We start from the raw sequence: 24,468 nt of genomic DNA, 5'->3' as shown, positions 1-24,468 counted from the left end.
GGAGCCTGACAAGCGCCGTCCGGATCATCGAGCGGTGCCCTGCGTCACTTAGGCATACCTAATCTGACCTGCGGAAACGATCTTTGATCGATCATCCGGCACGGCCCTGAGCAGGCCCTTAGCCGGCCCTGGTCAGGCCCTGGGCAGGCAAATCGGTGGCGCCCCGCGGACCCGTCCGGAAGACTCCCGAACCATGCCGACACCCCCTCCGACCGGCCCTCTTGTCACTCGCGACAGCATCGGCGCACAGGTGCGCCTGCTGGGTGTGGAGACCGGGGAGATCCTCCTGGCGCACTCCTCGCTCAGCTCGCTCGGCTGGGTGAACGGAGGCGCCGTCGCGGTCGTCCAAGGACTCCTCGACGCACTGGGTCCGTCCGGCACGCTCGTCGTCCCCGCCCAGTCGGCCGATCTGTCGGACCCCGCGCTGTGGGGCAGGCCGCCCGTGCCCCGGGAGTGGTGGGACCGGATCCGGGCCACCATGCCGCCGTACGACCCGCTGATCACCCCCACCCGCGGGGTCGGGGTGATCCCGGAGACCGTACGGACCTGGCCGGGCGCCCTGCGCAGCGCGCACCCGCACACCTCCTGCGCGGCGCTCGGGCCGCGCGCGCGGGAGATCACCGACGGCCACGCCCCCGACTGCCGGCTGGGTGAGCGCAGCCCGCTCGCCCGGCTGGAGCGGCTGGGTGCCCGGGTCCTGCTGCTCGGCGCGGGCTACGACGCCTGCACCGCCTTCCACCTCGCCGAGTACCGGATACCCGCTCCCCTGGTCGACGTCGGACGGCCCGCGCCGGGCGGCGGCTGGGAGACGGTGAGGGAGGTGTCGATCACCTCCGACCGGTTCGACGAGCTGGGCCACGACTTCGAACGGGACCGGCCGGTCGTACGCGGGAAGGTGGGCGCGGCCGACGCACGGCTGTTCCCGGTGGCGGACGCCGTGGCCTACGCCGAGCGGTGGCTGCCGATGCACCGGCCCCGCCAGGAGTGAGTTCCCCTACCCGCCGGTCCGGACGGCAAGCGGTCTCCCTAGACTCTGGACCCATGCGAAGTGAGCCTGTCGTCCAGGTCCAGGCCCTGGTGAAGCGGTACGGCGCGAAGACCGCGGTGGACGGCCTCGACCTGGTGGCCGGGGCGGGCGTGACCGCCGTCCTCGGTCCCAACGGGGCGGGGAAGACGACGACGGTCGAGACCTGCGAGGGGTACCGGAAGCCGGATTCCGGCACGGTGCGCGTCCTGGGCCTCGACCCCGTACGGCAGTCCGCCGAGTTGCGCCCCCGTGTCGGTGTGATGCTCCAGTCCGGCGGCGTGTACTCCGGCGCCCGGGCCGACGAGATGCTCCGGCATGTCGCGAAGCTGCACACGCACCCATTGGACGTGGACGCGCTGATCGAGCGGCTGGGCCTGGACAGCTGCGGCCGGACCTCCTACCGGCGGTTGTCCGGCGGCCAGCAGCAGCGCCTCGCGCTCGCCATGGCCGTCGTCGGGCGCCCGGAACTGGTCTTCCTGGACGAGCCGACGGCCGGCCTGGACCCGCAGGCCCGCCGGGCCACCTGGGACCTGGTGAAGGACCTGCGGGCGGACGGCGTCTCGGTGATCCTCACCACCCACTACATGGAAGAGGCCGAGCAGCTCGCCGACGACGTGGCGATCATCGACGGCGGCCGGGTCATCGCCCAGGGCTCCCCGGAGGAGCTGTGCAAGGGCGGCGCCGAGAACACCCTGCGCTTCACCGGCCGCCCCGGCCTCGACGTGGGTTCCCTGTTGAAGGCCCTCCCCGCCGACTGCACGGCCGCCGAGCTCACCCCCGGCGCCTACCGGGTCGTCGGCAAGGTCGACCCGCAGCTGCTGGCCACCGTGACCTCCTGGTGCGCCCAGCACGGAGTGATGCCGGAGAGGATCTCGGTGGAACGGCACACCCTGGAAGACGTTTTTCTTGAGCTGACCGGCAAGGAGCTGCGCTCGTGACGACCGCGACCGGTACGTACGCCCCGAAGCCGGGTGCAGCGCCGCTCCCCCGCATGATCGCGGCCCAGGCGGCCCTGGAGACGAAGATGCTGCTGCGCAACGGCGAGCAGCTGCTGCTGACCGTGGTCATCCCGACCCTGCTGCTGGTGCTCTTCAGCTCGGTGGACATCGTGGACACCGGCAAGGGCAAGGCGGTGGACTTCCTGGCCCCCGGCATCCTGGCGCTCGCCGTGATGTCGACGGCGTTCACCGGGCAGGCCATCGCGACCGGCTTCGAGCGCCGCTACGGCGTGCTCAAGCGGCTCGCCTCCTCGCCGCTGCCGCGCTGGGGCCTGATGACCGCGAAGACCGCGTCCGTGCTGGTCACCGAGGTCCTGCAGGTGATCCTGCTGACGGCGATCGCCTTCGCGCTGGGCTGGTCCCCGCACGGCAACCCCGCAGCCGTCCTGCTCCTGCTGGTCCTCGGTACGGCCGCCTTCTCCGGCCTGGGCCTGCTGATGGCGGGCACGCTGAAGGCGGAGGCGACCCTGGCCGCCGCCAATCTGGTGTTCCTGCTGCTGCTCGTCGGCGGCGGGGTCATCGTGCCGCTGGACAAGTTCGGCTCGGCCGGCCGGGACGCCCTCGGCCTGCTGCCCATCTCCGCGCTGTCGGACGGCCTGCGGGGCGTGCTCCAGCACGGCGCCGGGACGCCGTGGGGCGACCTGGGCATCCTGGCCGTGTGGGCCGTCGTCGGTCTGGCCGCGGCCGGGAAGTTCTTCCGCTGGGAGTGAGGCGTCACGGTGGACCCCTCGTGAAAGCGTGCACAAGCGGCGGCCTACGATGGTGGGCGTGCCCAAGCTGAACCCCGCCGACGCCGCAGCGGCGCTGCGCAACCCGCTCGCCTTCATCGCCGAACGCTGGACCCCGACCCCTCGGACGGTCCAGCGGGCGGCCCTCGCCGCGCTCGTGATGTCGGTGGTCATCGTCGTCACCGGTGGCGCCGTACGCCTGACCGGCTCCGGCCTCGGCTGCCCGACCTGGCCGGAGTGCACCGACGGCTCGCTGACGCCGACGACTGCGCTGAGCTACCACAGCGCGATCGAGTTCGGCAACCGGATGCTGACGTACGTGCTGTGCGCCGCGGTCGGCTGGGCGATCATCGCGGCCCGCTCCGAGAAGCCGCACCGGCGCAGCCTGACCCGGCTGGGCTGGGCGCAGTTCTGGCTGGTGATGGGCAACGCGATCCTCGGTGGCATCGTCGTGCTCGTGGGCCTCAACCCGTACACCGTGGCGGCCCACTTCCTGCTCGCCACGGCCCTGACCACCGTCGCCGCGGTGATGTGGCAGCGCACCCGCGAGGGCGACGGCGCGCCCCGCCCGCTGGTCGGGGGGGCCGTGCAGCAGCTGGTGTGGTTCCTGGTGGCCGCGTCCCTGCTGCTCATCGCCGCCGGCACGGTGGTGACCGGAGCCGGGCCGCACGCGGGTGACTCCAGCGAGGTCAAGCGGATCCCCATCGACTGGGAGACGGTGGCCAAGCTGCACGCGGTGCTCGCCTGGATCGTGGTGACGCTGACGTTCGCGCTGTGGTTCGTGCTGAAGGCGGTGGACGCGCCGAAGGGGCCCCTCGCCCGCACCCGCGATCTGTTCCTGGTCCTGCTCGGCCAGGGTGTGATCGGTTACGTGCAGTACTTCACCCACCTGCCCGAGCTGCTGGTGGGCCTGCACATGTTCGGCTCCTGCCTCGTGTGGATCGGCGTCCTGCGCATCCTGCTGGCGCTCCGCGAACGCCCGGAGGCCGGCCTGGACCTGCCCGGACCCTCGGCCGAGGTGACGGTGAGCACGCGCGCGTGAGTCACCCGTAGGTGGTGACCGCTCCGGGTCGTCCAGGCCGGCCTGGGTGAGAGTGGCTGCAGTGGACAGCTCAGCCGAGTCCGTACACCCGGCGCGCGTTGTCCGCCGCGACCATCCGGGCCACCCGCTGGGCGTCCTCCAGGGACCAGGCGCCCTCGGCCACCCAGGTGCCCAGGACCCGGCCCAGGGCCTCGCGGAACAGCCGGGCGCCCACGACGTGCAGCTCGGGCAGGCCGTGGGCGCCGCTGGAGAAGAGGATCTTGCCGAAGGGGGCCAGCTCCAGGATCTCGGCGAGGACGGTGGCCGCGCGGGCGCCGGTGCGGACGAGCGCGGCGCCGGAGTCGGCGTAGACATGCGGGAAGACGCCGGCCAGATGGGCGGCATGGCGGTGGTACGGGTAGCCGTGCAGCAGGATCAGGTCGGTGCCGAGGCCGGCCGTGGCCCGCACGAAGTCGGTGAGCAGCACGGGGTCGGTACGGTCGATGCGGGTGCCCGGCTCGCCGAGCCCGGCGTGCAGCTGGAGGGGGCGGCCCGAGGCCACGGCGATCCAGAGCAGGTGCCGCAGCAGCACGGGGTCGGTGAGCGGCCCGCCGACCCGCCGCCCGGCCAGCCAGCGGCCCGCCGCGCCCCGCACCTCGCCCGGCCCCGGCGGCTCGGGCGCGAGTGCCAGGCCGTGTCCCAGCCCCGCGACGGAGGTGAAGGCGACCGCGTGCGCGGCGGCGGCGTGCACCGACTCGGCGAGGTTGGCGAGGAAGGACTCGACGGTGCCGGAGGTGTCGGCGACCTGCTCCGCGAGCTGCTCGAGCCGGACGATCTCGTGGGCCTGGGCGGCACCGGCGGAAGCCAGCTCGGCGGGTCCGGTGAGGTCGCCGGGCAGGCCGGTGTCGACGAGGTAGGTGGTGATGCCGCTGCCGCGCAGCAACCTGCGGCCCGCCTCCAGGACGCCCAGTTCCCGGCGCCGGGCCAGATAGCGGGCGGGCGCGCAGTGCGGCTCCAGGCCGAGCAGGGGCGGGCACCAGCGCCGTACCGCGAATCCCGTCTGGGTGTCGAAGAGCGTGGTACCGGCTGCGGGCGGGCCCTCGGTGCGGGCCAGCTGGGCCTCGAAGGTGCCGAGGCCAAGCTCTGTTCGCAGTACGCCGTGGCAGTACTGGTCCACGAGGGACGGCGTTTCGATCATTCCGACTCCCGTGAGGACGCGCTGTGCTGCCTTACACGTCCTAACGGGTGAATCGGGTTGAGGTGGCGGCAGCCGACCTAAAGGGGCGCGGGGCAGCCGAGCTAGCCCCCGATCTGAATGCCGGCCATCCGCTTCCACTCGTACGCACCCGTCGTCACCTTCGCCGCGAACTCGCCGTCGAAGGACTCGTGGACGGTGATGCCGGACTTCTCGACGGCCTTCTCCGCGATCTCGGTGCTCGGTGCCACCAGGTCGCCCCAGCCGCCGTCCTCGCCGACGAGGACGATGCGGGCGCCGCGCTCGCCGATGTGGGCCACCTGGCCCTCGGCGCCGCCGTGGGCCTTCGCGAAAGCGCTGATCTGGTGGGCGAGCCGGGACACCTTGCGCTCGGCCCGCGCGTCAACCTGCTGCGTGTCTGCCATGGCCAGGATGCTACTCGCGGGTAGATCAAACGGCGACGGGAGGGGTGCGTGGCCTTGACCACGCGCCCCTCCCGTCCGGGAAGAAGAGGGCGTCAGTGCAGGAACGGGTCCACGGCGATCGCCACGAACAGCAGCGACACATAGGTGATCGACCAGTGGAACAGCCGCATCTCCTTCAGCTTCGCGCCCGTGACCTCGGCCTTGGCCCGGTTCTGCAGCGCGTGGGCCTCCCACAGCCACCAGCCGCCTGCGGCGAGCGCGACGGCCGTGTAGAACCAGCCGGTGTAGCCGAGCGGAGTGAGGAGCAGGGAGAGGGCGACCATCACCCAGCTGTAGATGACGATCTGCCGGGCGACGACCTTGTTGGAGGCGATGACCGGGAGCATCGGCACGCCGACGCGCGCGTAGTCGTCCTTCACCTTCATGGACAGCGGCCAGTAGTGCGGCGGGGTCCAGAAGAAGATCACCATGAACAGGATGACGGGCGCCCAGGAGAGCGAGTTCGTCACGGCCGACCAGCCGATCAGCACGGGCATGCAGCCCGCGATGCCGCCCCACACGATGTTCTGCGACGTGCGCCTCTTGAGGATCATCGTGTAGACGACGACGTAGAAGAGGAGTGCGCCGAGCGAGAGCCAGGCGGACAGCCAGTTGACGGTGAGGCCGAACAGGAGCGTCGAGACGACGGCCAGGCCGATGCCGAAGACCAGGCACTCGCGCGGGCTGACCATGCCGGTCACCAGCGGCCGCTGCGCGGTGCGGTCCATCAGGGCGTCGATGTCCCGGTCGATGTACATGTTCAGCGCGTTGGCGCCGCCCGCCGAGAGATAGCCGCCGATGCAGGTCAGCAGGACCAGTCCGAGGTCGGGCACGCCCTGCTGCGCCAGGAACATCACCGGAACGGTGGTGATCAGCAGCAGCTCGATGATCCGCGGCTTGGTCAGCGCCACGAACGCCTTGACACGGGCCCCGAACGGCCGGTGAACCGGGCCCTGGCTCGCAGCACCGAGCGAGCCCGCTGGACGGGATTCGACGGCCGTCACGCACACCCCTGACAGAGACATCCCAGCGAGCCTCCCCGTGTGAACTCGGGGTAAAGGGCTCGCGCGTACCACGCCACTTTAGACGTTGCCCATACCCCGCCCTTCGCGGGGGTGGGGTCGTGTTGGCGCACGCCCCATAAGAGGGGACCGGGCACTCGATTGAGCGCTCAGATGACCACCTCCGTATTCATGTGCCAAATGGCGCGTTCGGCCAGTCGGGAGGCGGATCCAATGGACTCCCGGCAGTCTGGAAACACTCGAAAAAATGCACGTCCTCACAGGGGTAGGCTCGGCACCGGCCGGCGGGCGGCAAGCACGCCGGCGGCCGGGTGGGCGCGTATGCCCCGAAGACCGGCGACCGACATGTGGAGAGGAGCCCTGACCCAGGGTGAGCACCAAGCCGACCACCACAGACCTTGAGTGGACCGAGCTGGACCAGCGGGCCGTGGACACCGCCCGTGTCCTGGCCGCAGACGCCGTACAGAAGGTCGGCAACGGCCATCCCGGTACGGCGATGAGCCTGGCCCCGGCCGCCTACACCCTTTTCCAGAAGGTGATGCGGCACGACCCGGCCGACCCGGAGTGGGTCGGGCGCGACCGCTTCGTGCTGTCCGCCGGCCACTCGTCCCTGACCCTCTACACCCAGCTCTACCTGGCCGGCTTCGGCCTGGAGCTCGAGGACCTGGAGTCCTTCCGCACCTGGGGTTCGAAGACCCCGGGCCACCCGGAGTACGGGCACACCAAGGGCGTGGAGACCACGACCGGGCCGCTGGGCCAGGGTGTGGCCAACGCGGTGGGCATGGCGATGGCCGCCCGCTACGAGCGCGGTCTGTTCGACCCCCAGGCCCCGGTCGGCGAGTCCCCCTTCGACCACTTCGTCTACTGCATCGCCGGTGACGGCTGCCTCCAGGAGGGCATCTCCGCCGAGGCGTCCTCGCTGGCCGGTCACCAGAAGCTCGGCAACCTGATCCTGCTGTGGGACGACAACCACATCTCGATCGAGGGCGACACCGAGACGGCCGTCTCCGAGGACACCGTCAAGCGGTACGAGGCGTACGGCTGGCACGTGCAGCGCGTGGAGGCCCAGGACAACGGCGACCTGGACCCGCAGGCGATCTTCGCCGCGATCGAGAAGGCCAAGGCGGTCACCGACCGGCCGTCCTTCATCGCGATGCGCTCGATCATCGCCTGGCCGGCCCCGACCGCCCAGAACACCGAGGCCGCGCACGGCTCGGCGCTGGGCGAGGAGGAGGTCGCGGCCACCAAGCGCGTCCTGGGCTTCGACCCGGAGCAGCACTTCGCCGTCGAGGACGAGGTGATCGCCCACACCCGGCAGGCGCTGGAGCGCGGCGCGCAGGCGAAGGCCGAGTGGGAGAAGTCCCTGCAGCAGTGGCGGGACGCCAACCCCGAGCGTGCCGCCGAGTTCGACCGCATCAGCCGGGGCGAGCTGCCCACCGGCTGGGAGGAGAAGATCCCGGTCTTCGAGCCGGGCAAGGGTGTCGCGACGCGTGCCGCCTCCGGCAAGGTGCTGCAGGCGCTCGGCGCTGTGATCCCCGAGCTGTGGGGCGGCTCCGCCGACCTCGCCGGGTCGAACAACACGACCATCGACAAGGACAGCTCCTTCCTGCCCGAGGGCAACCCGCTGCCGGAGGCCGACCCGTACGGCCGCACGATCCACTTCGGCATCCGCGAGCACTCGATGGGCGCCGAGCTGAACGGCATCGCGCTGCACGGCAACACCCGTGTCTACGGCGGTACGTTCCTCGTCTTCTCCGACTACATGCGCAACGCGGTGCGCCTGTCGGCCCTGATGCACCTGCCGGTGACGTACGTGTGGACGCACGACTCCATCGGCCTCGGCGAGGACGGCCCCACCCACCAGCCGGTCGAGCACCTGGCCTCGCTGCGCGCCATCCCCGGCCTGAACATCGTGCGCCCGGCGGACGCCAACGAGACCGCGATCGCCTGGCGCGAGATCCTCAAGCGGTACACCAAGGAATTCGGCAAGGCGCAGCCGCACGGTCTGGCGCTCACCCGCCAGGGCGTGCCGACGTACGAGCCCAACGAGGACGCCGCGCGCGGTGGCTACGTTCTGTTCGAGGCCGAGGGCGGCGCGGCTCAGGTGATCCTGATCGCCACCGGTTCCGAGGTGCACGTGGCCGTGGAGGCGCGGGAGCAGCTGCAGGCCGAGGGTGTCCCGACGCGGGTCGTGTCGATGCCGTCCGTCGAGTGGTTCGAGGAGCAGGACCAGGGGTACCGGGACTCCGTGCTCCCGCCGTCCGTCCGGGCCCGTGTGGCCGTGGAGGCGGGCATCGGGCTGACCTGGTACCGCTATGTCGGGGACGCCGGCCGCATCGTTTCCCTGGAGCACTTCGGTGCTTCCGCCGATGGCAAGGTGCTCTTCCGCGAGTTCGGCTTCACTGCCGAGAACGTGGCCGCCAAGGCCCGGGAATCCCTCGCCGCCGCCCAGCGCTGACGCTCATATACGACACGTAGGAGATGTAATTCCATGACAGACGCACTCAAGCGCCTCTCCGAGGAAGGCGTCGCGATCTGGCTGGACGACCTGTCGCGCAAGCGGATCACGTCCGGCAACCTCGCCGAGCTGATCGACCAGCAGCACGTCGTGGGCGTCACCACCAACCCGACGATCTTCCAGAAGGCGATCAGCGGCGGCGACGGCTACGAGCAGCAGGTCTCGGACCTCGCCGCCCGCAAGGTCACCGTCGAAGAGGCCATCCGCATGATCACCACGGCGGACGTCCGTGACGCCGCCGACATCCTGCGCCCGGTCTTCGACGCCACCGGCGGCAAGGACGGCCGGGTCTCCATCGAGGTCGACCCTCGCCTCGCGCACAACACCAGGGCCACCGTCGCCGAGGCCAAGCAGCTGGCGTGGCTGGTGGACCGCCCCAACACGCTGATCAAGATCCCGGCCACCAAGGCGGGTCTGCCGGCGATCACCGAGACGATCGGCCTCGGCATCAGCGTCAACGTCACCCTGATCTTCTCCCTGGAGCGGTACCGGGCCGTCATGGACGCCTACCTCTCCGGCCTGGAGAAGGCCAAGGAGCGCGGCCTGGACCTCTCGCTGATCCACTCCGTGGCGTCCTTCTTCGTGTCCCGCGTGGACACCGAGATCGACAAGCGCCTGGACGGCATCGGCACCGACGAGGCGAAGGCGCTGCGCGGCAAGGCCGCCGTCGCCAACGCGCGCCTGGCCTACCAGGCGTACGAGGAGGTCTTCTCCTCCGACCGCTGGCAGGCGCTGGAGAACGCGGGCGCCAACAAGCAGCGTCCGCTGTGGGCGTCGACCGGTGTGAAGGACCCGGCCTACCCGGACACCCTGTACGTCACCGAGCTGGTCGCCCCGAACACGGTCAACACCATGCCGGAGGCCACGCTGGAGGCCACCGAGGACCACGGCGAGATCAGCGGCGACACCGTCGCCGGCACCTACGAGCAGGCGCGTGCCGACCTGGACGCGCTGGAGAAGCTGGGCATCTCGTACGACGACGTCGTGCAGGTGCTGGAGGACGAGGGCGTCGAGAAGTTCGAGGCGTCCTGGATCGACCTGCTGAAGTCCACCCAGGCGGAGCTCGAGCGCCTCGCCCCTACGGAGGGCTGAGTTGTCACCCCTTTCCGGTTCCGGAGCGAACCCGCTTCGTGACCCGGCCGACCGACGGCTCCCGCGCATCGCGGGGCCGTCGGGCCTGGTCATCTTCGGGGTCACGGGCGACCTGTCCCGCAAGAAGCTGATGCCCGCGGTGTACGACCTCGCCAACCGGGGTCTGCTGCCGCCGGGCTTCTCGCTGGTGGGCTTCGCCCGCCGCGAGTGGGCGAACGAGGACTTCGCGCAGGAGGTCCACGACGCCGTCAAGGCGCACGCCCGTACGCCGTTCCGCGAGGAGGTCTGGCAGCAGCTCATCCAGGGGATGCGCTTCGTCCAGGGCACCTTCGACGACGACGACGCGTTCGAGCGGCTGCGCTCCACCATCGAGGAGCTGGACAAGGCCCAGGGCACGGGCGGCAACTTCGCCTTCTACCTGTCGGTGCCGCCGCGCTCCTTCCCCGTCGTCATCCAGCAGCTGAAGAAGCACGGGCTGGCCGAGCAGTCGGGCGGTTCCTGGCGGCGCGCGGTCATCGAGAAGCCGTTCGGCCACGACCTGACGTCGGCCGAGGAGCTGAACAAGGTCGTGCACGAGGTGTTCACCCCGGACCAGGTGTTCCGGATCGACCACTACCTCGGCAAGGAGACCGTCCAGAACATCCTGGCGCTGCGCTTCGCCAACACCATGTTCGAGCCGATCTGGAACCGGTCCTTCGTGGACCACGTGCAGATCACCATGGCCGAGGACATCGGCATCGGCGGCCGGGCCGGCTACTACGACGGCATCGGCGCCGCCCGTGACGTCATCCAGAACCACCTGCTCCAGCTCATGGCGCTGACCGCCATGGAGGAGCCCGCCTCCTTCGACGCGGACGCGCTGGCCGCGGAGAAGGAGAAGGTGCTCGGCGCGGTACGGCTGCCCAAGGACCTGGGCCGCAGCACCGTGCGCGGGCAGTACGCGGCCGGCTGGCAGGGCGGCGAGAAGGTCACCGGCTACCTCGAAGAGGAGGGCATCGACCCGAAGTCGAAGACCGACACCTACGCGGCGATCAAGCTGGAGATCGACAACCGCCGCTGGGCGGGCGTCCCCTTCTACCTGCGCACCGGCAAGCGCCTCGGCCGCCGGGTCACCGAGATCGCCGTCGTCTTCCAGCGGGCCCCGCACTCCCCCTTCGACACCACGGCGACGGAGGAGCTGGGCCAGAACGCGATCGTCATCCGCGTCCAGCCGGACGAGGGCGTCACGGTCCGCTTCGGCTCGAAGGTGCCGGGCACCTCGATGGAGATCCGGGACGTCTCCATGGACTTCGCCTACGGCGAGTCCTTCACGGAGTCCAGCCCGGAGGCGTACGAGCGCCTCATCCTGGACGTGCTGCTCGGCGACGCCAACCTCTTCCCGCGCACGGAGGAGGTCGAGCTGTCCTGGAAGATCCTCGACCCGATCGAGCAGTACTGGGACAAGCACGGCAGGCCCGCGCAGTACAAGTCGGGCACCTGGGGCCCCGCCGAGGCGGACGAGATGCTCGCACGAGACGGACGGAGCTGGCGCCGGCCATGAAGATAGACCTGACCGACACCACCGCCGGCGACATCAACAAGGCGCTCGTGCAGGGTCGCCGCGCCATCGGCACCCCCGCCGTCGGCATGGTCCTCACCCTCGTCATCGTCACCGACGAGGAGAACGCCTACGACGCGTTGAAGGCTGCCAACGACGCGTCGCGCGAGCACCCTTCGCGCACGCTGGTGGTCATCAAGCGGGTCTCCCGCTCCCCGCGCGACCGTACGACGTCCCGGCTGGACGCCGAGGTGCGGGTGGGCGCGGACGCGGGCACCGGCGAGACGGTCGTGCTGCGGCTGTACGGCGAGGTCGCCGAGCACGCCGACTCGGTGGTGCTGCCGCTGCTGCTGCCGGACGCGCCGGTGGTCGTGTGGTGGCCGGTGAACGCCCCGCTGGAGCCGGCCAAGGACCCGCTGGGCGCGCTCGCCCAGCGCCGGGTCACCGACACCTACGCCGCCGAGCAGCCGGTGCGGGAGCTGTCCGCCCGCGCCGCGGCCTACACGCCCGGCGACACCGACCTGTCCTGGACGAGGATCACGCCGTGGCGTTCCATGCTCGCGGCGGCACTCGACCAGGTCACCTGCGAGGTGCGGGCCGTCGAGGTGGAGGGCGAGGAGTTCAACCCGAGCTGCGAGCTGCTGGCGATGTGGCTCGCGGACCGGCTGGAGGTGCCCGTGAAGCGGTCGCTGTCGGGCGGCCCGGGTCTCACCGCGGTCCGCATGGACACGAGCTGTGGTCCGATCGTCCTGGACCGCGCGGACGGCACGCTGGCCACGCTGTCCATCGAGGGCCAGCCGGCCCGCGCGGTGGCGCTGAAGCGGCGGGAGACCGCCGAGCTGATCGCGGAGGAGCTGCGCCGGCTCGACCCGGACGACACCTACGCGTCGGCGCTGCGCTACGGCGTGGAGCGGCTGAACACGGTTCCGGAACAGCAGCCCGCGGCGAGCGAGCCGGTGGCCGGGCCGGAGCCCGTGGCGGAAGCGGCCGAGGCACCCGCGAAGAAGGCGGCCGCCAAGACCGCGAAGAAGGCACCGGCGAGGAAGGCGGCGGCGAAGTGAGCACTCCGCAGCTGGTCGTCCACCGCGACAAGGAACTGATGGCGCAGGCCGCCGCGGCCCGCCTGATCACGAAGATCGTGGACGCGCAGGCCTCCCGGGGCACCGCGTCCGTGGTCCTCACGGGCGGCCGCAACGGCAACGGCCTGCTGGCCGCGCTGGCGGCGGCCCCGGCCCGGGACGCCATCGACTGGGGCCGGCTCGACCTGTGGTGGGGGGACGAGCGTTACCTCCCCGAGGGCGACCCCGAGCGCAATGTCACGCAGGCCCGCGCGGCCCTGCTCGACTCTGTCCCGCTGGCCCCGGAGCGCGTGCACGCCATGCCCGCCTCCGACGGCCCGTACGGCAAGGACGTCGACGCGGCGGCGGAGGCGTACGCGGCGGAGCTGGCGAAGGCGGCCGGACCCGAGAACCACGGTTCGGTGCCCACCTTCGACGTCCTGATGCTGGGCGTCGGCCCGGACACCCACGTGGCCTCCCTGTTCCCGGAGCATCCCGGGGTCCGGGAGACGGAACGCACGGTGATCGGCGTCCACGGCGCCCCCAAGCCCCCGCCGACCCGGATATCCCTCACCCTCCCGGCGATCCGCTCGGCCCGCGAGGTCTGGCTCCTCGCGGCCGGTGAGGACAAGGCGGAGGCCGCGGCCATCGCCCTGTCGGGCGCGGGCGAGATCCAGGCCCCGGCGGCAGGGGCGTACGGCCGCTCCCGCACCCTGTGGCTGCTGGACTCGGCGGCGGCCTCGCAGCTGCCGAGGTCGCTGTATCCGCCGGCTTCGCCGTGAACCGGTGAACCACTGCTACCGGGCGGGCCAGTTCTGCCGCAGCAGCGACGGCGTGAGCCCAGCGGGCCCGGTCACTTGACCGAGCCCGCCATCACCCCCTGGACGAAGTGCCGCTGGAAGGCGAAGAACACCACCACCGGCACGATCAGGGACAGGAAGGCGCCCGGGGCCAGGACGTCGATGTTGCTGCCGAACTGCCGGATCTGGGACTGGAGTTCCACCGTCAGCGGCTGCGAGGAGCTGTCGGCGAACAGCAACGCCACCAGCATGTCGTTCCAGACCCACAGGAACTGGAAGATGGCGAGCGAGGCGATCGCGGGCCGGCCCACGGGCAGGACCAGGCGGGTGAAGATGCGCCACTCGCTGCCGCCGTCCATCCGCGCCGCCTCCAGCATCTCCTTCGGCATCTCCGCGAAGTAGTTGCGGAGCAGGAACACCGCGAACGGCAGCCCGTATGCCACGTGGAAGAGGACGACCCCGGGCATCGTGCCGAACAGGCCCAGCGCGCCGAAGAGCTTGGCCACCGGCAGCAGTCCGATCTGGACCGGCACCACCAACAGGGCCACCACCAGCAGGAAGAGGGGCTCCCGCAGTGGGAAGTCCAGCCAGGCGAAGGCGTATCCGGCGAGGGCGGCGATGACCACGACGAGCGTCGTGGCCGGCACCGAGATCAGCACGGTGTTCCAGAAGGCCTGCGTCATGCCGGAGTTCTTCAGCAGCGCCGAGTAGTTGTCGAAGGACAGCTCGCGGGGACTGGTGAACGCCGTCCACCAGCCGCCCTTCGCGGTGTCCTGCGCCGACCGCAGGGAGGACACGAAGAGGCCTGCGAGCGGGGTCAGCCAGACCAGGCCGATCACCACCAGGAAGGCCTGCACCAGGCCGTTGCCCAGGCCCCGCCGCATCGCGTTCATGGCCGAGTTCATCGCTGGCTCCTCATCGTTGACTACGGCGGAATCGGCGGACGTTGAAGACCATCGCCGGGATCACCAGGAGCAGGAGCAGCACGCCCAGCGCGCTGCCGAGGCCCTGGTTGTTGCCGCCGCCGAAGGACACGAGCCACATCTGGGTGGCGAGCACCGTGGCGTCCTCCTGCACCGGCCCGGGCGCGATGATGTAGACGAGGTCGAAGACCTTCATCACGTTGATGACGAGGGTCACGAAGACCACGGTGAGGACGGGCGCCAGCAGCGGGACCGTGATCCGGCGGAAGATCTGCCACTCGTTCGCGCCGTCCATCCGGGCCGCCTCCAGCGCGTCCCGGGGCAGGGTCGCGAGGCCCGCGCCGATCAGCACCATCGCGAAGCCGGTCCAGATCCACAGGTACGCGCCGATGATGGCCGGGGTGACGAGGGTCGGGCCGAGCCAGGAGACGCCCTGGTAGGGCGGGGCGAAGTTGGACGCCGGGAGCGTCACGGTGTACGAGCCCGCGCGCAGCCCGGTGAAGCGGAAGGAACCGTCGGCCACGGTGGTCGTGCTCGCGGCCGTACGCCCGTCGCGCACCGCCTCGACCTTCATGCCGGGCAGTCCGCTCTCCTTCGGGTCGACCTTGCCCGGCCTGCCTCCCCCGCCCGGGGTGAAGTCCAGGTAGACGACCCCGCGCAGCTCGCCGGGTGCCGCCTTGCGGGCGGCCGCCGCCGCAGCGGGCTCGGCCCCCTTGGGCAGGTCCTTGGGCAGCACGCCGACCATCGGAAGCGTCACCGAGTGGCCGGCGGCGGCGGTCGTACGGTACGCGCCGTCCCGGTCCCGGGTCAGCAGGCCCTCGCGGCCGCGTGCCGTCGGGTAGGACGACGTGCCCTCGAAGGCGTCGTGCACGGAGACCACGGCCGCGTTCAGCACGCCCTTGTTCGGGTCCTCGTCGTAGGCGAGCCGGAAGATGATGCCGGCGGCGAGGAAGGACACCGCCATCGGCATGAACAGCAGGAGCTTGAAGGCGGTCGCCCAGCGGACCTTCTCGACCAGGACGGCCAGGATCAGGCCGAGGCCGGTGAGCAGGGCCGGGGCCACGACGACCCAGATGGTGGTGTTGCGGATGGCCTTCAGGGTGGCCGGGTCGCGGAACATCTCGGCGTAGTTGTCACCGCCGACGAACCGGGTGCCGGAGGCGTCGAAGAAGCTGCGGCCGACGGAGAACAGCACCGGGTAGACGACGAGCGCGCCGAGCAGGAGCAGCGCGGGGAAGACGAAGAGCAGGGCGATCAGCCGGGCGCGCCGCCGGCCGCGGCGCCCGCGCGCCGCGCCGGCGGCGGCCTGCGGGCCCGCCTGCTGTTTCACGACAGTGGTGGCGGTCATGGTGCTGCCGCTCAGCCCTGGTAGGCCTTGGCCGCCGCGGCTTCCAGCTTCGCCGCGGTGCCCTTCGGGTCCGACGGGTCGCGCAGGAAGTCCTGGAGCAGCTTCCACTCGCCGGCGCCCTTGGTGCCGCCGAAGGCCGCCGGGGCCTGGTCGGACATGTCGAAGCGGACCGAGTCGCCGGCGTCGATCAGGGACTTGGCGGTGGCGCGGGTGACGTCGTCGCCGTAGGAGGTGAGGTCGAGCTTCTTGTTCGGAGACAGGAAGCCGCCCGCCTTCGCCCACACGGCCGCGGCCTCGGGGGTGGCCAGGTACTCCAGGAGCTGCATGCCGGCCTTGGCGTTCTTGCCGTCCTTGAGGACGACCGCCGCGTCGCCGCCGCTGACGACCGGTGCCGTGCCGCCGTCGACGGCCGGGAACGGGAAGAAGTTCGCGTCCTTGCCGATGGTCTTGCCGAACTGGTCGTGCGCGACCCCGGCCACGAAGTCGCCCTCGTAGACCATGCCGGCCTCGGGCTTGGGTCCGAACACCTTCTCCACCGAGCTGGGGAAGTCGGTGTTCAGGGCCTCCTTCTGGCCGCCCGCGATCAGCTGCTTGTCCTTGAACAGCTGGCCGAGCGTCCCCAACGCCTTGACCACGCTCGGGTCGGTCCACTTCAGCTTGTGCGCGGCGAGGGCGTCGTACTTCTGGGGTCCGGCCTGGGAGAGGTAGATGTTCTCGAACCAGTCGGTGAGGGTCCAGCCGTCCTCACCGGCGACGGAGAAGGCGGCGAGCCCGGAGTCGGAGACGGTGTGTCCGGCCTTCAGCATCTCGTCGTACGTCTTCGGCGGCTTGACCCCGGCCTGGGTGAGGGCGTCGGGGCTGTACCAGACGGTGGACTTGTGGGCGGCCTTGAAGTACAGGCCGTACAGGGTGCCGTCGACGCTGCCGTACTTCTTCCACACGGGCGCGTAGTCGGCGGTGATCGTCGCCTGTGCCGTCGGCGACAGCGGCCTGAGCCAGCCCTTCTTGGCGAACTGGTCCAGGACGCCGATCTGCGGGACCATCACGACGTCGGGCGCGTTGCCGCCCTCGATCTTGCTGCCGACGACGGTGGAGACGTTGTCGCCGGTGGAGATGAACTGCGTCTTGGCGCCGGTCTTCGCGGTGAACGCGTCGAGCACCTTCTGGAAGTTCTTCTGTTCGCTGCCGGTCCAGACGCCGGCCACGGTGACGGTCTGGCCGCTGAGCGCCTTGTCACCGCCGCCGGCCGAGACGGGGCCGCCGCCGCAGGCGGTCGCGCCGAGGGCGAGGGTGAGGGCGGTGCAGCTGGTGAGCAGGGTGGTACGTCGTCGCATCATCGTCGATGTCCCTTCAAGAGGTGGTTGATCACAGGTCGCTGAGCCACCAGGCGGCCGTGGCGCCGGGCAGGACGCCCACCGGGCAGGGGCCGCTGGAGAGCAGGGGGGTGCCGGAGACCGGGGCGGGCGTGGGGGCCGTACCGAAGTTGACGGCGCAGACCAGGCCGTCGCCGCGGGTGAAGGCGAGGACGCCGGGCGGGGTGTCCAGCCACTGGAGGGTGCCCTCGCCCAACTGGGGCAGGGATCGCCTGAGTTGGAGACCGTCGCGGTACAGGTGCCAGAAGGAGCGGGTGTCGGCGAGGGCGCGGTCGGTGGCGTACTCGGCGAAGTAGTCGGGCTGCGGCAGCCAGGGCTTGGCGCCCTCCACGCCGGAGGTGAAGCCGAACGGGGAGGCCTGTCCGGACCAGGGCAGCGGCACCCGGCAGCCGTCGCGGATCCGGGCGCGGCTTCCGGTGCGGCGGAATATCGGGTCGGTGAGCACGTCGTCGGGCAGGTCGACGACCTCGGGCAGGCCCAGCTCCTCACCCTGGTAGATGTACGCGGCTCCGGGCAGCGCCAGCATCAGCAGGGCTGCGGCGCGGGCGCGGGCGGCGCCCAGGGGCTGCGTCGGAAGTGGCGTCGTCCGCCCGAAGGGCGGGCCGGGCGGCGCATGGTGCGTGCTCTCGGCGTGCCGGGCGGAAGCCCTCGTACTGGACGTACTTGGGCTTTCGCCCGGTGCGGCGAGAGTGCGTGCAAGGCGTCGCCCGGCAGGCGCCACTTCCGACGCAGCCCCCGGGCCGCTGCCCTCGGGGGCGGGTTCGCCGTAGCGGGTGACGGTGCGGACCTGGTCGTGGTTGTTGAGGACCCAGGTGACCGTGGAGCCGGTGCCGGCGATGTCCTGCATGGCCTCGGAGATGACCTTGCGGAAGGCGTCGGCGTCCCAGGGGGCGCCGAGCAGGTCGAAGAAGAAGGCCTGGTGGAGTTCGTCCGGGCGGACGTACAGGGCGTGTTCGCGGGCGGTGGGCACGGAGACCTCGCCGACGAGGAGGCGTTCGCGGCCGTCGCGTGCCGTGTACTCCTCGCAGGTCGCGCGCCACTGCCGCCACACCTCGTGCACCTCGGGCTGGTTCCAGGCGAGGGGGTTGACCGAGTCGCGGGTGCGGGCGTCGGCCTCCGGGTCGTCGGAGTCGGGCAGTTCGGGGTGCTTGTAGAGGCCGGCGGCGACGTCGATGCGGAAGCCGTCGACGCCCCGGTCCAGCCAGAAGCGCAGAACGCGGTCGAACTCGGCGGCGACCTCGGGGGTGCGCCAGTTCCAGTCGGGCTGCTCGGGCGTGAACATGTGCAGGTACCACTGGCCGTCGGCGACCCGGGTCCAGGCGGGGCCGCCGAACATGGCGTGCCAGTTGTTGGGCGGCTCGGCGCCGTCCTGGCCGCGGCCGTCGGCGAAGTGGAAGCGGGCGCGGGCCGGGCTGCCGGGTGCGCCGGCGAGCGCCTCGCGGAACCACGGATGCTCGCTGGAGCAGTGGTTGGGGACGATGTCCAGGAGCACCTTGATGCCGAGCCGCCGGGCGGCCGCCATCAGCAGGTCGAACTCGGCGAGGTCGCCGAAGAGCGGGTCGACCCCGCAGTAGTCGGCCACGTCGTAGCCGTGGTCGTGCTGGGGCGAGGGGTAGAACGGGCTCAGCCAGATCCCGTCGACGCCCAGCTTCTTCAGATACGGCAGCCCGGCCCGGACGCCGGCCAGATCGCCGATGCCGTCGCCGGTGCTGTCGAGAAAGCTGCGGACGTAGACCTGGTAGATCACCGCGTCACGCCACCAGTGGTACTTACTCAGCATGCATGCATGTTAGGTAGGCGTGTCGCGAAGGTGTCAACGAAAAGAACGCAGGCTACTGGCGAGTTGGCTGCGCAAAACTGGACCTAAGGGGGCATCGCGCACCGAGATGAGATCTGCGCGTTACTTAACGAGTAACTAGCGGCGGGCGATCGCGTCGAGCTCGCGCGCGAGCCGCCGCACAGCCCGTTCGGGACTCTCCCGCCCGGTGAGCGCGTCCTGCATCACCGCCTGCACGACCAGGCTGACCTGGTCGTAGTGCGGACTCTTGGGGCGCGGCGCGGCGGTGAGCACGGCGGTGCGCAGGGTCGGGAGGTAGGGGAACTGCCTGATGAGCGCGGGATCTTCGTAGAGTGCGGCGCGTACGGGCGGCAGCGCGCCCCGGGTGAGCACCTGGCGCTGGACGGGCGCGCTGGTGAGGTACGCGATCAGGCGGGCGGCCGAATCGGGGTGCCGGGCATGGGAGTTCACGGCGAGGTTGGAGCCGCCGAGCACGCTGGTCCCCGGCCCGTGGGGTCCGGGCAGCGGTACGGCGCCGATCTTCCCGGCGACCCTGGATCCCCTGGCGGAGGCCACGGCGTAGGCATAGGGCCAGTTGCGCAGGAAGAGCAGCCTGCCGTCCTGGAAGGCCTGCTTGGACTCCTCCTCCTTGTACGTCAGCGCCGCCTTCGGTATCCAGCCCTCGCGCACACCGCGGGCGAGGAAGCCGATGCCCTCGCGGGCGGCGGAGGAGTCCACGGTGACCCGGGCGCCCTCGTCGCCGAGGATCGTGCCGCCCGCCGAGTACACGGCCTCGGCCGCGTTCACGGTGAGGCCCTCGTAGGGCAGGAACTGGCCCGCGTAGCCGCCGAGGTGGTACTTGGGCGCGATGGTCTTCGCATCGTGCTCCAGCTCGGCCCAGGTGCGCGGCGGCGGCACGCCCTCCTTGGCGAGAATGTCCTTGCGGTAGAGGAGAAGTCCGGCATTCGTGACGTACGGGACGGCATACAGTCGGCCGTCGTAGGTGGCCGTGTCCACGACCGGCGGCAGGAAGCTCTTCAGCGGGAAGCGGCCCGGCGGCAGCGGCCGGATCCAGCCGGCCGCCGCGAACTCCGAGGTCCAGTTGACGTCGATGTTGAGGACGTCGAAGCGGCCCCGGTCCCCGCCGCGCAGGTCGGTGGTCATCTGCGCATGGGTCTCGTCGGCGGAGTCGGGCAGCTCGACGAGGGTGACCTTCTCGCCGGGATGCGTGCGGTTCCAGCCCTGGAGCAGCGGGGCGAGATAGCCGGTGAGGTCGCCGGCGGTGGCCAGGGTGAGCGGGCCGCGGCCGTCGCCCGCGCCCTCGTCGGCCTGCGCGCCGGAGGCGACGTACCCGGTGAGGATCACGGCGAGAACGAGAAGGCCCCTACCGGCGGCGCGTATCCACCGCATAGGTTCCTCCCTGAACACATGCACACGGCTCCGGGCACCCTCGCCCGGGAGTCAGAGGCCATGTATACCTGTTAGGTATGAGCGATACTAGGGCCTGGAGCACATTGTGAGCAGACAGGAGGACAGCACGAGTGCGCCTGCCCCTCCTGGCACTCCTCGCCCGCGGCCCGGCCCACGGCTACGAGCTGAAGCAGGACCTTGAGCAACTGCTGGGCTCCGCGTACCCTCAGCCCAACGTCGGCCAGATCTACGTCACCCTCGGCCGCCTCGAGAAGTCGGGACTGATCGAGGGCGAGGACGTCGAGCAGGCCGGCCGGCCCAACAAGAAGGTCTACCACCTCACCGACGCCGGGCGGGAGGCGCTGCACGCCTGGTTCGAGGAGACCGAGGACGAGCCGCGGGTGCGGGACGAGTTCTTCATGAAGCTCGCCCTCGCCCCGCAGACCGGTCTCACCGATCAGATCGCCCTCATCAACAAGCAGCGGCGCCAGTACCTCAACACCATGCGCAACCTGTCGAAACTGGCCGCGGCCGAGAACCGGGACAACCGCATCGCCCATCTGCTCATCGAGGGCGCGATGCTGCATCTGCAGGCCGACCTCGACTGGCTGGAACGGTGCCAGGAGGAACTGGAGGACCTTCAGTGAGCACCGACCGCACTCCGGTGCTGCGCGCCGAGGGTCTGGTGAAGACCCACCACGGCGAGGGCGCGCCCGCGCATGCCGTGCGCGGGGTCGCTCTGTCGGTGGCGCGGGGCGAGTTCGTGGCGATCACCGGCCCGTCGGGTGCGGGCAAGTCCACCCTGCTGCACCTGCTCGGCGGACTGCAGCGCCCCGACGAGGGCAGCATCTGGCTGGACGGCCGGTGCACGGACTCCTTCAGCGAGGCGCGCTGGGCGGTGGAGCGCCGCAGGGCCATCGGGATCGTGTTCCAGTTCTTCAACCTGGTGTCCAACCTGTCGGTCGCCGACAACGTCGAGCTGCCCGCCCTGCTCGCCGGCGTCCCGCCGAGGAAGGCGCGCGCCGAGCGTGAGGAGCTGCTGGCCGAGCTGGGGCTCACCGGCAAGGAGCGCAGCATGCCGGGCGAGCTGTCCGGCGGCGAACAGCAGCGGGTCGCCCTCGCCCGGGCCCTGGTCAACCATCCGCCGCTGCTGCTGGCCGACGAGCCCGCCGGCAGCCTGGACAGCAAGGGCACGCGCGAGGTGATGCGGCTGCTGTCCCGCTTCCACGGACGCGGCCAGACGATCGTGCTGGTCACGCATGACGCCCGGCTGGCGAGCGCCGCGGACCGGGTGATCAGCTTCTTCGACGGCCGGATAGCCGACGACGCCGCCCTGGACGACAGCCCGCCGCCCAGGAAGCCGGGGATCTCGGGCGTGCTGGAGCTGAGGGACTGACGGTGCCGGACCTCAGGGACGTACGAGCCACCCTGCGCTGGGCGCACTCCGATCTGCGCACCCACCGTGGCGAGGCGCTGTTCCTCGTGCTGGCCACCGCCGGGATCGTCGCCTCGCTGCTGCTGGCCACCGCCCTGTTCGGGTACGCGACCAACCCCTGGCAGCGCACCTTCACACAGGCCCGCGGGGCGCACGTGTGGATCCACACCGTCCCCTCCGCGGACACCGGCAGGCTCGCCCGGCTGGACGGCGTCGAGTCCGTGGCCGGCCCCTACCGCACCGAGTCGGCCACCGTCGCCGTACGCGGCACCCGCGCCTCCGTAGAGCTGCGCGGCACGCCGGGGCTGCCGTCCGTCGGTCGGCCGCTGCTCACCGCCGGGCACTGGCTCACCGCCTCCGAACCGGACGGCGTGGTGCTGGAGAGCGGCCTGGCCCGGGCGCTGCTGGCCGAGCCCGGGGACACCCTCACGCTGCCCGGCACCGCCCGCACCCTGACCGTCGAGGGCATCGCGGACAGTGCCGAGCCCCGCTACAGCCCGGGCGAGCAGCCGGGGCTGGTGTGGGCCCTGCCCTCCGCCGTGCGCGCCCCCGGCGGCCAGGTGATCGGGCTGCGCCTGGCCGACCCGGGCGACACGGACTACGCGGTGCAGCGTGCCGTCACGGTGCTGGGCGCGGGCGCGGTCGGCGAGGTCTCCACGTGGCAGCAGGCGCGCTCCGCGGCCCAGGGCGACAACCGGCTGCTGGGCCAGGTGCTCGGCCTGTTCGGCCTGGGCGCCCTGATCGCCGCGGGGCTCGCCGTGCACGGGGCGATCGCCACCCGCATCCGCGGACATCTGCGGGACATCTCGGTGCTGAAGGCGATCGGCTTCACCCCCGGCCAGGTCGTGCGGATCTTCCTGCTCCAGCATCTGGCGTACGCGCTGCTCGGCTCGGTGGCCGCCGCGGCGCTCACGAAGGCCCTGGGCCGCCGGATCCCCGGCCGGCTCGGCGACGCCGTGGGGGTGTGGCAGGGGCTGCCGGGGCACACCGTGGCGCTGTTCGTGGTGCCCGTGGGCGCGGTGCTGTTCATCGGCCTGACCACCGGGCTCGCGGCGTGGCGGGCCGGGCGGGTGCCGCCGGTTCCGGTGCCACGCAAGGCCGCACCGGCCGGCGGACGGCTGACGGGCCTCGCCCGCCGGGCGCTCGGGCTGCGGCTGCCGGCTCCGCTGGTGCTCGGCTGCCACAAGGCGTTCGCGGGGCGCGGCCGGTCACTGGCCACCGTGGCCCGGCTGGCGCTACCGCTGCTGCTGATCGTGGTGGCGCTCAGTGCCTGGACCACGATCGACCGCTTCCACGGCAGCCCGGAGCGCATGGGTCTGCCGACGTCCCTGACGGTCCGCTCCGACGGTGCCCTGGACACGTCCGCCCTGCGCTCCCTGCTCACCGGCGATCACCGGGTGGCCGCCGCCTATCCCGGGGTCGAGGTCGCCGCGCTGGTGCCCGGCCAGACCGGCACCATCGCGCTGCGCGGCGTCGGCACCCACGCCCAGCCCTACCCCTACGCCCTCGCCGAGGGCCGGGCCGCACGCGGACCGGACGAGGCGGTGGCCGGCCAGGGCCTGCTGGACCTGCTGCACGCCCAGGTCGGTGACTGGGTGCGCATGACGGTGGGCGACCGGCCGCAGATCCTGCACATCGTGGGCCGCAGCATCGAACCGCAGAACGCGGGCCGGGTGGTGACGACCTCCCTGGACACCCTCCGCGAGAACGACCCCGCCCTGACCCCCGCCTTCTACGAACTGCGGCTGCGCCCCGGTGCCGACCCGCAGCGGGTGGCCGCCGCACTGTCCGCGGCCGGCCGGGGCCACCTCGACGTGCACCCGGTGGAGAACCCCGCCGACGGACTCTCGCCGCTGCGCGGAGTCGTCGCCGGGCTGATCGCCGTACTGGCCCTGATCGGGCTGGTCGAACTGCTCACCGCGATCGGCGGCAGCGTCCGCGAGGGCGAGCGGGACGTGCTGGCGCTGAAGGCGATCGGCATGTCCCCACGGCAGATCACCGCGATCACCGTCACGGCGACGAGCTGCACGGCCCTGGCCGCGGTGATCGCCGGTACGGCCCTGGGACTGCCGCTGGCGCACCGGCTGATCGACGCCCAGGGCAGCTCCAGCGGCATCGGCGCCGGGATCGCCCAGTCCCCCTCGCCCCCGCTGCTGCTCGGGCTGGGCGCGGCCGCGGTGCTCGGGGCGGCGGCGCTCGCCGCGCTGCCCGCGACCAGAGCGGCGCGCAGCCGGCTCGCGGACACCCTGAGCGCGGTGGCCTGAGCCGGCCCCGGGCAAGCGGTCAGCGATCACCGGGAGTCAACGGGAGCCGGGCTGCCCTGCCTCGCCCGGCTCCCGCGCCGGCCGGTCAGCTACGGCCGCGCAGCTGCCGGTACTTGGCGACCAGCGTCTTCGTCGACGCGTCGAGGCCCTCGACCTCGGCCCCCTCGGTCAGGGCCGGCTCGACCCGCTTGGCGAGGACCTTGCCGAGTTCCACGCCCCACTGGTCGAAGGAGTCGATGTTCCACACCGCGCCCTGCACGAACACCTTGTGTTCGTAGAGCGCGATCAGCTGGCCGAGGACGGACGGGGTGAGCTCCTTCGCGAGGATGGTCGTCGTCGGCCGGTTGCCCGGGAAGGTCTTGTGCGCAACCAGCTCCTCCGGCACGCCCTCCGCGCGGACCTCCTCGGCACTCTTGCCGAAGGCCAGCGCCTGGGTCTGGGCGAAGAAGTTGGCCATCAACAGGTCGTGCTGGGCCTT

The 24,468-nt window shown here is 71.6% G+C and carries 20 protein-coding genes and 1 pseudogene; 12 read left to right on the top strand and 9 right to left on the bottom strand.

From position 1 onward, the window contains the following. Positions 1-193: 193 nt before the first annotated feature. Genes ACWC2T_RS40675 through ACWC2T_RS40660 form a run of 4 tightly spaced genes read left to right on the top strand, consistent with a single transcriptional unit; the run spans position 194 to position 3,795 of the window. Entirely contained in the window at positions 194-988 is a 795-nt protein-coding gene (locus ACWC2T_RS40675) for an aminoglycoside N(3)-acetyltransferase (protein WP_450675331.1), read from the top strand. Positions 989-1,041: 53 nt separating this feature from the next. Next, on the top strand, positions 1,042-1,965 hold the full coding sequence (locus ACWC2T_RS40670) for an ABC transporter ATP-binding protein (protein ID WP_450675330.1): 924 nt from the start codon (positions 1,042-1,044) through the stop codon (positions 1,963-1,965). A gap of 53 nt (positions 1,966-2,018) precedes the next feature. Further along, entirely contained in the window at positions 2,019-2,735 is a 717-nt protein-coding gene (locus tag ACWC2T_RS40665) for an ABC transporter permease (RefSeq protein WP_450675347.1), read from the top strand. A 49-nt stretch (positions 2,736-2,784) separates the two neighbouring features. Continuing rightward, entirely contained in the window at positions 2,785-3,795 is a 1,011-nt protein-coding gene (locus ACWC2T_RS40660) for a COX15/CtaA family protein (RefSeq protein WP_450675329.1), read from the top strand. 70 nt (positions 3,796-3,865) lie between these two features. On the opposite strand, the gene ACWC2T_RS40655 is transcribed toward ACWC2T_RS40660, so the two are convergent. The 3 genes from ACWC2T_RS40655 to ACWC2T_RS40645 form a co-directional block, all read right to left on the bottom strand. After that, positions 3,866-4,972, bottom strand: a complete 1,107-nt coding sequence (locus ACWC2T_RS40655) for an amidohydrolase family protein (protein ID WP_450675328.1) — start codon at positions 4,970-4,972, stop codon at positions 3,866-3,868. Positions 4,973-5,073: 101 nt separating this feature from the next. Further along, positions 5,074-5,394, bottom strand: a complete 321-nt coding sequence (locus ACWC2T_RS40650; RefSeq protein ID WP_388754244.1) for a hypothetical protein — start codon at positions 5,392-5,394, stop codon at positions 5,074-5,076. A 92-nt stretch (positions 5,395-5,486) separates the two neighbouring features. Continuing rightward, positions 5,487-6,443 carry a heme o synthase gene (locus ACWC2T_RS40645; protein WP_450675346.1) on the bottom strand — a complete coding sequence of 319 codons (957 nt, stop codon included), beginning with the start codon at positions 6,441-6,443 and terminating at the stop codon, positions 5,487-5,489. Positions 6,444-6,825: 382 nt separating this feature from the next. Here ACWC2T_RS40645 and tkt point away from each other — a divergent pair, with 382 nt between their 5' ends. The 5 genes from tkt to pgl are packed head-to-tail and all read left to right on the top strand — an operon-like array spanning position 6,826 to position 13,442. After that, a complete protein-coding gene (gene tkt / locus ACWC2T_RS40640) occupies positions 6,826-8,913 on the top strand; it encodes a transketolase (protein ID WP_450675327.1) in 2,088 nt (695 codons plus the stop codon). A gap of 33 nt (positions 8,914-8,946) precedes the next feature. Then, positions 8,947-10,065: a transaldolase gene (gene tal, locus ACWC2T_RS40635; protein ID WP_450675326.1), complete on the top strand. Its 1,119-nt coding sequence runs from the start codon at positions 8,947-8,949 to the stop codon at positions 10,063-10,065. A gap of 1 nt (position 10,066) precedes the next feature. Continuing rightward, positions 10,067-11,605 carry a glucose-6-phosphate dehydrogenase gene (zwf, locus tag ACWC2T_RS40630; protein WP_450675325.1) on the top strand — a complete coding sequence of 513 codons (1,539 nt, stop codon included), beginning with the start codon at positions 10,067-10,069 and terminating at the stop codon, positions 11,603-11,605. After that, positions 11,602-12,663, top strand: a complete 1,062-nt coding sequence (gene opcA, locus ACWC2T_RS40625; protein ID WP_450675324.1) for a glucose-6-phosphate dehydrogenase assembly protein OpcA — start codon at positions 11,602-11,604, stop codon at positions 12,661-12,663. The genes zwf and opcA overlap by 4 nt, the downstream gene beginning before the upstream one ends. After that, on the top strand, positions 12,660-13,442 hold the full coding sequence (gene pgl / locus ACWC2T_RS40620; protein WP_450675323.1) for a 6-phosphogluconolactonase: 783 nt from the start codon (positions 12,660-12,662) through the stop codon (positions 13,440-13,442). The genes opcA and pgl overlap by 4 nt, the downstream gene beginning before the upstream one ends. Before the next feature lie 71 nt (positions 13,443-13,513). Here pgl and ACWC2T_RS40615 read toward each other — a convergent pair whose 3' ends face one another. The 5 genes from ACWC2T_RS40615 to ACWC2T_RS40595 form a co-directional block, all read right to left on the bottom strand. Then, entirely contained in the window at positions 13,514-14,353 is an 840-nt protein-coding gene (locus tag ACWC2T_RS40615; RefSeq protein WP_450675345.1) for a carbohydrate ABC transporter permease, read from the bottom strand. 22 nt (positions 14,354-14,375) lie between these two features. Continuing rightward, positions 14,376-15,731, bottom strand: a complete 1,356-nt coding sequence (locus ACWC2T_RS40610; protein ID WP_450675322.1) for an ABC transporter permease subunit — start codon at positions 15,729-15,731, stop codon at positions 14,376-14,378. An 11-nt stretch (positions 15,732-15,742) separates the two neighbouring features. Then, positions 15,743-17,068 carry an ABC transporter substrate-binding protein gene (locus ACWC2T_RS40605; protein WP_450675321.1) on the bottom strand — a complete coding sequence of 442 codons (1,326 nt, stop codon included), beginning with the start codon at positions 17,066-17,068 and terminating at the stop codon, positions 15,743-15,745. A gap of 28 nt (positions 17,069-17,096) precedes the next feature. Continuing rightward, a complete protein-coding gene (locus ACWC2T_RS40600) occupies positions 17,097-18,884 on the bottom strand; it encodes a glycoside hydrolase family 13 protein (protein WP_450675320.1) in 1,788 nt (595 codons plus the stop codon). Positions 18,885-19,019: 135 nt separating this feature from the next. After that, positions 19,020-20,291 carry an ABC transporter substrate-binding protein gene (locus tag ACWC2T_RS40595; protein ID WP_450675319.1) on the bottom strand — a complete coding sequence of 424 codons (1,272 nt, stop codon included), beginning with the start codon at positions 20,289-20,291 and terminating at the stop codon, positions 19,020-19,022. A 131-nt stretch (positions 20,292-20,422) separates the two neighbouring features. On the opposite strand from ACWC2T_RS40595, the gene ACWC2T_RS40590 reads away from it, so the two are divergent. From ACWC2T_RS40590 to ACWC2T_RS40580, 3 genes are read left to right on the top strand one after another with little or no spacing between them, the layout of a single operon-like run. Continuing rightward, a complete protein-coding gene (locus ACWC2T_RS40590) occupies positions 20,423-20,938 on the top strand; it encodes a PadR family transcriptional regulator (RefSeq protein WP_351209393.1) in 516 nt (171 codons plus the stop codon). Next, complete coding sequence (locus tag ACWC2T_RS40585) at positions 20,935-21,687, top strand: ABC transporter ATP-binding protein (RefSeq protein ID WP_450675318.1); 753 nt, start codon at positions 20,935-20,937, stop codon at positions 21,685-21,687. Before ACWC2T_RS40590 ends, ACWC2T_RS40585 begins: the two co-directional genes overlap by 4 nt. A 2-nt stretch (positions 21,688-21,689) precedes the next feature. Then, positions 21,690-23,990: an ABC transporter permease gene (locus ACWC2T_RS40580; RefSeq protein WP_450675317.1), complete on the top strand. Its 2,301-nt coding sequence runs from the start codon at positions 21,690-21,692 to the stop codon at positions 23,988-23,990. 85 nt (positions 23,991-24,075) lie between these two features. Here the strand turns inward: ACWC2T_RS40580 and ACWC2T_RS40575 are convergent. Then, a pseudogene (locus ACWC2T_RS40575) lies at positions 24,076-24,468 on the bottom strand (glucose-6-phosphate isomerase); the annotation flags it as partial.

The organism is Streptomyces sp. NPDC001393 (assembly GCF_053597455.1).
Note: the sequence above shows the minus strand (reverse complement) of the source record. Positions and strands in the feature narration are given on the sequence as shown.